This window comes from Methylocystis sp., assembly GCF_051061285.1.
Taxonomy (GTDB): domain Bacteria; phylum Pseudomonadota; class Alphaproteobacteria; order Rhizobiales; family Beijerinckiaceae; genus Methylocystis.
This window is the reverse complement of the sequence record NZ_JBPFEA010000021.1, coordinates 1-11790: the sequence shown is the minus strand read 5'-3', so window position 1 is coordinate 11790 and position 11790 is coordinate 1. Positions and strand designations below refer to the sequence as shown.

The following is an 11790-nucleotide window of genomic DNA, read 5'->3' as shown; positions in this document are numbered from 1 at the left end:
GGTTTACAGTCAACGCTCGCGTCTGAAGCGAATCACCTTCATCGGACAAAAATCGCCGGCCGGCGGCAAGGCTACAAAATAGTCGTTCAGACGACTGCTCGACGAAATCTTCTTGTTTCTGGCGGACAGCGCGGGCAGCAGTATTCGTGATCCGAAATAGTAGCCGCTGAGGAAAGCATTCTGTTCGACATACGCACAGCCGAGCGATTTCATGTACTCTATGGTTTCGGCTTCGTGGAAAAACGTATTGTGCCATGATTCTGCGATAGGAGCCAGTTCGAGTTCCGCTCTCGCCTCGTTCAGGTTGTTAAGGCCGGTCCAAAAACATTCGTCCATAATATATTCGCCCCCGACCTTGAGCGAGGCAGCAATATTACGGAGAGCTATCTTTTGATCATCGAAGGTTTGCAGGTTTTGAATACAGCGCACCGAATAGGCGAGGTCGAACGTATCCTTCTTGTCGTAAGTCAAGACGTCCCCCACCTCGAACGACGCGCTTCCGCGGGGGTGAGATGGGGTCTGCGACTTCGCGACACTTATCAGCTCTTCCGAAAAATCGAAGCCTTCGAGGAAAATCGAGAATTTCTCGATCATCCGGGTTGCCAGATAGCCGTTGCCGCAGCCAATCTCTAGAACGCGGATGTCGTCACGAAGATATGATGCGATTGCTTCGATCTCAAAGAGCCTCGTTCGCATATCCTGAATTGTGCTGGCGCCTCCGACGCCGTGTTTTTCAGCTTCGCTGGCGTAAAGATTGCGGATGTCCTGTCTAGTGAACTTCCGATTTGAAACCATGGCCCTTCCCGCGATATCGAAAAATCTGTGGTCGTTATAGGTAAATGCCTTTTGCAATCAAGAGAAAAAGATAGACATCGGCTTTCGGCGCAAATAAAAATCCACGGTCGGCCTGAACGTCGAGACGAACGTCGTTGGCGCGGATGATGCGTGACCGGAAGGTTCGTCGGTTAGTGGTTACGACGAAGACGGTTCCTTCTTAATTAGCAAATTTCAAGGACTCTAATGGAAGGAGTTTTATGAGCAAGGACGAAGCAGAGGGCGAACGGCAATACCGCAGCCGTGTGAACCTGATAAAGGCACAGGGCCGCGAACAGCTCGGACTCGCGACGAGTTGGGCGTGGCACGACGACCCACGCCATCTGGTTTTTACTCTGGCTCGCTATAAGTTCGTCGCAAAGATGTTGGCGGGGTCGAAGCGCGTGCTCGAGGTGGGATGCGGCGACGGCTTCCCTACGAGACTGGTCGCTCAAGCCGTCGAATCGGTCGTCGGCATCGACTTCGATTCGGAGTTTATCGGCGACGCCAATATGCGTTTCTCAAAGCGATGGCCGATCGAATTTCGGACGCATAATATCCTGAGAGGACCGGTAGCCGAAATATTTGATGCGGCTTACTCGCTCGATGTCATCGAGCATATTCCGTTGGATCTCGAAGATGTGTTTTTGTCGAATATTACGCAATCTCTGAGCCGGCACGGCGTTCTCATAATCGGAAGTCCTTCGCTGGAGTCGCAGAATTTTGCCTCGCCGCAAAGCAAGGAAGGGCATGTCAATTGTAAGACAGCTGACGAACTCCATGTCGCTCTTGGACGACATTTCGAAAACGTGTTCGTTTTCAGCATGAATGACGAGGTCGTGCACACGGGCTATTCCAAGATGGCGCACTATCTGATGGCGCTTTGTTGCTCGCCCAAGCAAACTCGTGCATGAGGGACGATTAAGTGCGAGGTCCGACCAGACCGACAAAGTAAAGGTGACGCGGTCTGGGGAGACGGATCATTTCTGACCCGATCGAGACTCTTCCATTAGTGATTCAAGCTTCAGGCGATCGAAGAGTCTTCGAATGTTTTCGTCGTCGACTGGAACCCATGAGGGAAGGGCTTCGCTTCGCGGCCGAAATGGCCCCGTCGTGACTTCATGAATTACGACGACGTCGTCCAAAGGTACGACAGTATGCCATTCCGGCGAGGAGAGTCGGTACAGCGACGCCAAATTCGTCCCTGGCGCGCCAAGTTCTTGCCGACGCGTGACCATTCCTTCTTCATCAAAAAAAACAACGAGAACGCGGCCTTCGATCAAATGCATAGATTCGCTCTTGCCGACGTGGCGATGTGGAGCGTTCAACGAATCGCCACAAAAGGCGATCAACATTTCCTGAACTTGGTCGTCTGCCGACTTGTGCAGATTCAGGCGGGCGCGGCGCAACGGCGCCGTTCGTGCGGCGGCCTTAACGCGTTCGATCCACCACTTGTCGACGACGATGATGTCGTCCTTGTTTTCGAAGACCGAGGCCATCTCGATCAGTCCGTTCAGCTTCGATAGAATTCGCTCACCGCGTCGGCAACGCGCGCAAGCTGTTCAGCTGTCAATTTCTCGTTGGAAGGGAGACAGAGCACGCGTTTGATGAGCCTGTCCGCTTTTTGCCATGTCCCCCGCGCGCGGCCAGCGTAGACGGGGTGCTGAGGCATGAGCAAAGGATGTTGGATCTTGGTTTCTATTTCCTGCGCCGCGAGATAGCGACTCAAATCGTCTCGGCGGTCGGCTTGTATCGTGTAGGTATAGTAGACATGCCGCTGACCCTCCGACTCGCGCGGGACGTCGACATATTTTTCGATGCGCCCATTGAGGTAACGCGCATTCTGGCGCCGCGTCTCGATGACATTATCGAGACGTCGCAGTCTGACCAACAGAGTTGCGGCTTGCAGCGTGTCGAGTCGGCTATTTTGCGCGAGCTCCGTGCAGAATTCCCGATTGACCAGACCATGGTAGCGCAAGGAGACGCAGCGCTCATGAAGCTGAGGATCATCGGTCACGAGGATGCCGGCTTCACCCAGGGAGGCGAACACTTTCATCGAGTTCATGCTGAAACAGCTGATTATCCCGTAATCGCCTGCCTTTCGGTCCCCGATCGACGCGTCGAACGCCTGCGAAGCGTCTTCGACGATATGCAGTCCCTTATGTCGGGCAAGATCGCTCAGCGCGCCCATGTCGCACATTCGTCCCGCCCAATGGACCGGGATCACGGCTTTCGTCGCGGGGGTGACGAGACTCGCGACCGACTCGATCGAGATGTTGAGATCGTCGTTGAGATCACCGAAAACCGGCGTCGCGCCAACCAATGATACGGCATTGGCGGTCGCAATGAAAGAGAGGGCCGGGACAATGACTTCGTCTCCTGGCCCAATCCGCAAGGCGCGCAAAGCGATAATGAGCGCGTCGGTTCCGGAGTTGCAACCAACCGCGTACTCGCGGCCAGTCCGCGCCGCAACTCGCCGCTCCAGCTCGTCGACCTCCGGCCCTAAGAGAATCCGCCCATGGTCGAGAACCGTTTCGATGGCGGTCAAAATTTCGCCTCGCTCCACCGAGTCGGTGACGCGAAGATCGAGAAAGGGTACTTTCAGCATGGAGTCCTGGCCGAGGGGCTCGAATGAGATTTGCGCCTGCCGTCGCAAGGGGCACGCTACCGCATCTACTGGCCAAATTCTAACGTTTTAGTGGCGTCGAGCAATGTTCGTGACTTTGCGTCGCCACTTGCAAGACATCTTCATGTGGGGCATGAAAGACGAAGTTCTTCACACGGGCTACGCGAAAATGACGCATTACAACATCGCGCTTTGCGCTGGGCCGATCGCCGCGCACAGTTAGTGGCGGAAACGGCTTTGCAGGCTCGACGCTCGCGCGACAGCGTCTCCCAAATTATTTGCAGCGAGCGCTATTATTCGCTCGCAAACCTAAAGGAAGGGATCAATTGGGATGAATGACGATCGAACAGGCCTCACCGAACAAAAGTTGGGGCTGCACGGTCTTTTCTTTTACCCAATTTACGCCCCGTTGGCGCGAATCCTCAGTCGGTTGGGGTATCGCTTTCTGCACACGCATATCTGGCTGATCGAGGATTTCGGCCAGCTCGCGATGGACCTAGACGTTTATCTGAAGCGGCAAATACTCTCGGGACGAAAGGTCAAACCAATCCTCCTGGTTGACGGTCGTACGCCCGCCAATGAGGCGCTTTTGGCGCATTGGACGCGCTATATTCATGTCGTGCGCTCACGCGCGATGAATGTCCTGCTGCGGCCATTCTTGCAGTTTCCGGAGGTCGTCGACGTTATTCCGGCCTATTCCATTGCGCAGGGGGGCGCGTCGCATAATCAGGAAATTCTGCGGCTCTGGGGGGATCGGCCGCCGCTTCTGCAGCTTTCCGATGCAGAAATCGCGAAAGGCGAGGAGCAGTTGCGAGCCTGGGGGATGCCGGAAGGGGCCTGGTTCGTATGCGTGCATTCGCGTGAGGCCGGCTTCAAGCCCGTCCACGACTGGGCGCATTGCTTTCGAAACTCGCGGATCGACAGTTACAAAGAGGCGATGCGGGAAATCGTCGCCCGGGGCGGCTGGTGCGTAAGGGTGGGCGACGCGACAATGGAGCCTCTGGTGCCGGCGCCGGGGGTGGTGGACTATGCGCGCTCTCCTGCGAAGAGCGCGTGGATGGATATTTTTCTCCTCGCGCGGTGTCGCTTTGTGCTCGGCAATACGTCCGGCGTTTTCATAATCTCCGGAATATTCGGCAAGCGATCGGTGCTCGCCAATATGGCGCCAATGGGCGTGGCTTATCCACTTTTCCCGGGCGATATAACCATTCCCAAATTGCTTCAGGACGCGAGCGGACGCACTTTGTCTTTTGGCGAGGCGCTGGCGGACGCCTCGTCCGAATACCACCTTGCCACGCAGTTCGCCGAACGTGGCTTGCGGCATATTGACAATACGCCGCAGGAAATCGCCGAACTTAGCGTGGAAATGATGGATCGGCTCGAAGGAAAATTCGTCGAAGATCCAGACGACGCCGAATTGCAGGCGCGGTTTCGCGCCTTGATGCGCCCGGAGCATTATTCGTGGCATTCTGCAGGTCGAATTGGGGCCGCTTTCCTGCGTCGTCATCGTCATCTGCTCGACGCACAGGCGGCCCTTGAGAAAGGGGATCACGGCTCCTAGGCCGTCGGGCTGCGCAGCAGGCGCGCACGATGCCGTTTCGCGCCCGTGATCTTCTGGCGCGCCAGCGCGCGCAACTGGTGAGCCCGAGACGTTCAACGAATTGATGATGACGGTAGATAAAGACGTGTGGAACTTAGGCGGCTATCACCCGTCGTGAAAGCTGGCCGTGTCTTGGCCCGAGATAAAGCCAGTCACCCTAGCCTAGTTGTACGTTTCCACCGTTTCTCGTGCGATCCGCAGGTGGTCTCGCGCGGTGGCCGCACCGAGCGACTCGAAAAACCTTCGCCCGATCAATGCCCATGTTGGTCCCCGGTCGCTTCCGCTACCCCGCGATATCTGTGAAAAGTGCGGAGGTCGGCGTCGCAAAAAGCGATTCAAAATGAGATGCTTACGAGTTCCTTACTAAATCCGCGCAGTCGGGAGGTTTGGAGACAAACGGCCGGAGAGAGACAATTTCGGGTCTCAGCCGATGCACCGCAGTCCGGAGGTTTTCGTGCGAAGCGCGTGGTTATTGGGCTTCTATGCGCGCTCAAAAGTCGACGAAGACAGTTGCCCTCGATAGGACTGGCGGGCCGGGAACGATGAAGATGGGCACTATTCCTACGCCATAGCCACCTAAGGAACGCCAAGCCTCTCCCATGCCCTCCTCCGTGAGAGATCGGTCATCTTGCACCCTGTTCCGGAGTAGGGCGCTGAACGTTCTTGAAAGCGCCAGTCTGCTCAAGGGCGGCGCTGCGTCGGTCGCCGAGGTCGATTAGCGCGTCGAGGATTCGAAGGAGGCTTTGGGCATCATCGCGCCGCAACGGAAAGTTCCCATCGGCGAGCCGTTGAACCGTAGCGGCGATCCTCGCCGGTAGGGTCGTCCCCGACCATGCTCCCTTCGCATTGGGCAGAGCATCCAGCATTGTGTTCGCCTGCGCTGCGAAGTCGCGAACCGGATAGGCCGTATCCGCGCGCTCGCAAAGCGTCATGAAGGTCTGTGCGACAAATGTCGACCATCCCGCGCTTGCGACCATCTTCGTGACGATCGGCATTACTATGCCCACCTGCGACCAGTCGCCGTTCGCAAATCGCGCCGAACCAGAGGCGGGTTTGTCTAACGGTACAAACATTAACGCCCTTATGAGCTTTGGCATATCCCAACCGCTGACTTCGCCCGCTCTGTAGTTGCCAGGTCGGAAGGTGGGGTCTTGGATCACGCGAGCAGCGCAATCGTCCAACAGCTCGAACGTATTGGGCGGCACCGTTGGCGCATCGATCACATGCCGTATCACAGCCTCCGTCGCAAAGGGCGCAAGAACCCATAGCCCTTGGTCGTCGTCGGTCAGGAATGGAGCGAGAAGGCGGTCCCTTGCGAAGGCAAGCGTTACGAGCGGCGCGGCCCGCGCGATCAATTGTCCAAGAGCACTGTTCCATTCCGTTAGATGAGCCCCGTCGGAGGACGAATCGAACCGACGATCCTTCCGGTCCTGCCAAGGAGGCATCATCCGCTCGACCGTCCAGTTCACGAGCTGGACGAGCCACTGCTCGACAAGCAGCTTGTACGTTGTGCTCGCGAGCCATTTCTCGATCGGGAATTTCACAAACAGTTTGGCGGCGAGCTGGGGGTTGAAGGAGGGGTTGGGATCGCCCCATTCAAGCGCCTCACCGTCGCGGTCAAACCGTGGGCGTCGGGGCGATCGAACCCACGCCGGGGGAATGGTCGTCAGCGGTTCAGGTTTCTTGGCGTTGAGGCGGCGAAGCGCGCGAGCCTTGCTGTCACGCCGCGCCTTCTGGTTGGCGCTGTGATCGCGCCGACCGTTATCGCCCATCTCGAATGCGTGGTGGATGCACAGGTCCATGGCCATCTGGGCGGCCACCCAACGAACGTGTCGATCGGAGTCCATGAACAGCGCATCGAAAGCAAGCTCTGATACTTCTTCGTTCGGGTGCATGGCCATCGCAATCAGATGCTTCACGTCGTTGGGGCGTGGCGTCTGCGATTTCCGGTCGTGGAACAGCGCGACGACCAGATGCTTCGCCGGATGCCATGGGATGCGTTCGCCGCCAAATACATTGGCTGGCTCGGCCATCTTTGCGACGCGGCTCATGACATCCCACGCCCACGTATGATGGAGGCTTTCAGGAGGAGCGAAGCGGATGACGGCGACCGCTACCGCCGAAAGCACCGTCTGTGAACCATGATTCCCGGCGTCCCGGCGGCGAGCCAACACGCCGCGCCCGTCACGTTCCTTCGCGAACGATACGGCGACTTCCAAGTCGATCTGCGGCTGAAGAGCGTTGGCCACGACCGACTGCGTTGCCCACCCGATAACCGTGTGCTCCTGCAGGAATGTTGTGGTTTCAGCCGACCGCTTTTCTTGGTCAGGCGATAGCGGATTTGGCGGTTCATAGCCGACAAACGCAGCACCGTCGTCCTGCTCATACTTTCGGTAGTTCTTGATGTCACCCAGCGGGGCCCAGCACTGGGCGGCTTCCTTCAGCTTGGCTGTAACGGCCGCATCAGATCGATGCTCCGCGAGCTGATACGGCAGGTCCTTCGGGAAGGCGGCAAGCGCCTCGCGGAACCGCTCTCGCAATTCTCTGGGCTTGGAGACCGCGAAGCGCATGGCGAGCTCCTTCACCTCGCGCTTGTTGCTCACACGGCTGTCGAGAAATTTCTTCGCTTCGGCCTTCGCACCGGTCAGCCGGTTCATGAACCCGAACCCAAGGATGTCGAGGTCGCGGTTGGGAAACTGCACGACGCGGGCCATGTCGTATTCCCACATGCGCTGGCAAGATGCGATCGGCAGCGTGGTTTCCGATACTTCGAATGTCTCGAGGGCAACAACCAGCGCGAGCCCGAGGGTCGCCAGGCACTCATGCCCCTCCAGAACTTCACGGATAACATCAGACGTCGGCCGGCCAACCTCAATCTCTTTGAAAGCCCAATAGCTCAACGCGAGGTAAGCACATTCCAATGGCTGCGGTGCGAGCTGGCCCATGAACCAGTTGTAGACGTGCCAATCGCCCCAGAAGGTTTGCTTGCCCCAAGGGAAGTCGACTTCAATCGGCAGCGGTGTGCCCATCTGATTCACGTTGATGGCGTGTATCTGCCGCCATCCCGTGGTGGCATGGTTCGCCAGATCGCGGACGAGCGCACGGCCAATGTCCGGGCGCTTTCCAAACAGGGTGACGAACGGTTCGTGCAAGGCCGAGCCCGGAAAGTAGTAGTTGTCATGGCGACTGATCCCGACGTCATCGAGGTCATAACGATACATGCCGATGGCATGGAAGTGCGTGTTCTCTAGGAACTTGCGTTGCGCTTCGGTGCGGTCTTTTTCTGGAATTTCACGGACGCGCTGCAGCCGCTCGAAGTATTCGTCGTGCTCACGTTTTTTGCGTTCTGCGCGGTCTTGGGGAAGCTCTTCCATGATTTGCGCCTTGGCGACCGCCATCATGGATTCCGGCGAGACGTCCACCATGGTTGGCGAGAAGGCCATCAGCTCACTGTATGCTTCGCGCCTCATACGGCCGTTTGCAACCGCCCGATGGAACAGAGCGATCGCTGGCGCTGGATATGCGCGTGCCGCCCGCATGATCAGCATTCGAAGAGCGCTCGCTAGGCTCTTCCGAGCTTCGCTTCCCAGCGCTCCCCAACGTCCGTGTTCGGAAGAAAACCGCTCGGCGTAAAGGTCCCGTTCAAGCTCGACTAGCCATGCGCTACAGGTGGTGACGATGGCTTCGGAGATCGGGTTCCGGTGGTCAGCAAGCGCATTTTGCCAGGCCCCGAAAAGTTCCAGCAGGCTTGGCAAAAGCCGAGCCGGCAAGTTCGGCGCTTGAGGCAACAGCCAGCCTAGGAGCCGTCGCCAGCCACTAAAGTCCGAAGGCCAGCTCAGATATTCGGCCATGCCGATCATGTCGCTTCCGTTGACGAGGGCCGGGTTCTGCAGCACAAATTGGTTTGGCACTGTGTGCTCCGCTTGAAACCAGACGATCAGCTTTTCGAGGAGCGCGTAGTCGTCAGCTGCAACGAGTTCACCGAACTCGTCCCTGGTCGCATCGAAGGCCGTCGAGAATGGCGGGGCCGTCAGCCATTCACGCCGCCACTGCGATCGAAGGGACTCGGCTTCCAGCGTGCGGTAGCCCGCCAGCCATTTTCCTTTGGTGCCGAGCGCGCTCTGGGCCAGCAACCCAACCACCCGACCTAGCAGCGGTGGCTCGCCCGCGGCTCCAAGCCCGTTGGGCCAATCGGTACCCAGTTCGATCAGAAGGCGGAAGAAGACCCATTCAAAGAAGATGTCATGGCTGAATGAGTATGACGCGCCGTCGTCGTCCGTTCGAACAATGCGGTCGGTTTTTAGGGCCGCGATTTGCGCGGTCGTGGCGTCCTTTAGCTTGCGCGCCGGGACACCTTTTCCAAGGTTCTCAACGCCGATCTCGGCCAGATCAATTAGGGCGCGCTGGCGTTGCGGCACCGTCTCCTCCAGTGCGTCGTGCCCGGCGCGGGCCCACCACGCCGAGATAAGGTCCACCTCGGTCTGGGGCGTCACAGTGTTATCGGCGAACGTCTCAGCCAGCACGGAGGCGAAGAAAGGCCGCCGGGCAATCTCCACCACCGCCGCTGCGCCGAACAGGAGCTGCGACAACGCGGGCACCTTTTCGGCAAGGATCGTCGCTTCCTCGTCCGTGAAAGCCGATACCGGGACGTCGCTGATTTGCGTCCCGCGGTAGAAACTGGCGGGGAACCACGTGCGATAGGCCTCGAGCCCTTGGTCGCGTGAAGTTGCCAGCACCTTCCAATTCGAAAGCGCCTCGTTCTCTTCGATCGCTTTCACGATGTCGCTGACAATGCCGCGATGGTCAGGCCGTATCCGGTCGATGCCATCGATGAACAGGATCGGGGTTCCTGTTGCGCCGATTTCGGCGAGCACGCTGGCGACGGACCGGTGCTTCAAGCCCAAGGTGCCGGTAAAGGTCAGCCACGTCTTTCCCTCAAGCAGATCCGATTTGAGGAAGAGTATCGGCCCCTTTGCCGTATCGGCAGCAGCGATACGCTTCAACATCGCCGACTTGCCGCAGCCGGGCAGACCGCTGACGTTCAGCACCTTTGCCGTTGCAAGGCGCTCACGAATGAGCCGCTCTATTTCGGGCCGCTCGATGCGAACGCCGTCGATGTCGTCCGAAATTGCTGCAAGCCCGGATGTCGAGAAATCCTGCAGGAGCTTGATGTCGTCGGCGTAGTTCGGCGCAACCTTCAAGCGCGCAACGCCGCCTAGCTGGGCCAGCAGCGACTCCCGCGTCCATTTCCGCGCGCTGCCTTCGCCCTGCCGGACAAGCGTGCAAAGTTGGTCAAAAAGCAGCGTACCTTGCCCATCTTCATTGCTGGCAACCAGTTCCTGCAGCCGATTAGTTAGGTCGGTTCTGGTGACGCCACTGGGGCTAAGCCCATCAAAACGTGTTGCGACGAAGTGGCGATAGAACTGCCACTCGTCTTCCGCGCTGGCCGGATTAATGATGGTCTTAAGATCGTCTCGCATCCCGCGCTCGGCATTCGCGGCCGAGGCCTCCTCAGCGAAGCGCTCTTCAAAGTGCTTCGCATCGGGACTAGACTTCGCCCAGTTGATCAGCCGTTCCAGCGTCCGTAATCCATCCACGGCAAGGTGCTCGGCCGCGAAACCGTATGCGTCTCGTTCGGGCTGGAAGTTCGCTGAGGCTCGCGTCTCCAACGCGCGGGCAATGACGTCTTTGAAGAGCGCATCGCCGCTACTAATCGCAAAGCCGGTTTTGACCTGTAGTCCTAGCGTGGCCCGCTCGCCCAAGTCGTCGGTCTCGACGATCAGATCGTCCATCGGGTAACCGTGGCCGGCCTGCTGAACTGCCACGCTACGGACGACACCACTCTGCAGTGCCGCGCTTTCTTCCCGAAGTAGCGCGACAAGGTAATAGGCGACGACCGTGTCTTCGTAGGTGAATCCCGCCCCGCCAGTTAGCTCGGTCGAGGTAGCCCGCTTTTTCCTGGAATTTGTCAAATAGCGCCCCGGAATAGAAGTGATCGAGCGCTTCGGTGGAGTTCCAACTCGACTCGCTCATATCGTTGCAGGGTAGTCCGAAGTGGGCAATGAGTGAACGTGCAACCTACCGCTCGCCTCTTGGATTACCGCTACCGCCGTGAAGCCGCGAGCGCCACCGAGACTCAAAAACGTCCGGTTTAGGGGGGCGCCAAGGCCGGTGTAATGGCAGAGATGGGGGCGCATTGCTGCCGAGGGACCGGTCAGCAGGTAGCATAGAGAATACCGATTCTACGCTTCGACCACCGTCGGCACGCTATGCTACGCTACACTTTGATGGCGGGCCACGCCGGACGATGATGAGCACTACGTCTACGCCATAGCGCTCTAACTGAACCGAACGTCTCCAGCTTAACCGGAGAGGTTTCTGACCTTGGCTGCAATACTCATGAAACGACGGCTCCACTCGTCCTCCCCAGCGCCCCGGAGGAATTTGGAAATCGGTCCGTTATTAGCCCCGCTCGCATGGGGCATACCAACAAAAATCTTATCATTGGAAATCGACATTTCTTTGCCAATACGCGTCAGCACCTCCGAAACCATGTCTCCCATAGGCACCAGGGCTGTTCAACGCTGTTTACAGGCCACGGTATGAGAGGGTGACGGCGGGATCGAGTGCGCCGCTCCAAAGGGCTTGGGCGATGTTGGCGACGCCGTTTGCCCTGGCGATGTTGAGGGCTTGCGAACGCAGGCGCGCCATGACGCCTGGATTGACGCGGATGCGGCTGGCGTCTTCAGCA

Annotated in this window: 7 protein-coding genes; 3 read left to right on the top strand and 4 right to left on the bottom strand. The window is 58.3% G+C overall.

The annotated features are described in order from the left end of the window. Nucleotides 1-9: 9 nt before the first annotated feature. Nucleotides 10-795 (bottom strand): class I SAM-dependent methyltransferase, encoded by a 786-nt coding sequence (locus ACR65T_RS07155; protein ID WP_434495826.1) that lies wholly within the window; start codon nucleotides 793-795, stop codon nucleotides 10-12. A gap of 239 nt (nucleotides 796-1034) precedes the next feature. Between ACR65T_RS07155 and ACR65T_RS07150 the strand changes: the two genes are divergently transcribed. Beyond that, nucleotides 1035-1727: a class I SAM-dependent methyltransferase gene (locus ACR65T_RS07150; RefSeq protein ID WP_434495825.1), complete on the top strand. Its 693-nt coding sequence runs from the start codon at nucleotides 1035-1037 to the stop codon at nucleotides 1725-1727. 66 nt (nucleotides 1728-1793) lie between these two features. On the opposite strand, the gene ACR65T_RS07145 is transcribed toward ACR65T_RS07150, so the two are convergent. Both ACR65T_RS07145 and ACR65T_RS07140 read right to left on the bottom strand, forming a co-directional pair. After that, nucleotides 1794-2312: a WbuC family cupin fold metalloprotein gene (locus ACR65T_RS07145; RefSeq protein ID WP_434495824.1), complete on the bottom strand. Its 519-nt coding sequence runs from the start codon at nucleotides 2310-2312 to the stop codon at nucleotides 1794-1796. 14 nt (nucleotides 2313-2326) lie between these two features. Further along, nucleotides 2327-3421 (bottom strand): DegT/DnrJ/EryC1/StrS family aminotransferase, encoded by a 1095-nt coding sequence (locus ACR65T_RS07140; protein WP_434495823.1) that lies wholly within the window; start codon nucleotides 3419-3421, stop codon nucleotides 2327-2329. A 103-nt stretch (nucleotides 3422-3524) separates the two neighbouring features. Between ACR65T_RS07140 and ACR65T_RS07135 the strand changes: the two genes are divergently transcribed. Next, nucleotides 3525-3662, top strand: a complete 138-nt coding sequence (locus ACR65T_RS07135; RefSeq protein WP_434495822.1) for a hypothetical protein — start codon at nucleotides 3525-3527, stop codon at nucleotides 3660-3662. A 108-nt stretch (nucleotides 3663-3770) separates the two neighbouring features. Then, complete coding sequence (locus ACR65T_RS07130) at nucleotides 3771-5000, top strand: TIGR04372 family glycosyltransferase (RefSeq protein WP_434495821.1); 1230 nt, start codon at nucleotides 3771-3773, stop codon at nucleotides 4998-5000. 662 nt (nucleotides 5001-5662) lie between these two features. On the opposite strand, the gene ACR65T_RS07125 is transcribed toward ACR65T_RS07130, so the two are convergent. After that, a complete protein-coding gene (locus ACR65T_RS07125) occupies nucleotides 5663-11011 on the bottom strand; it encodes an AAA family ATPase (RefSeq protein ID WP_434495820.1) in 5349 nt (1782 codons plus the stop codon). Nucleotides 11012-11790 lie beyond the last annotated feature (779 nt).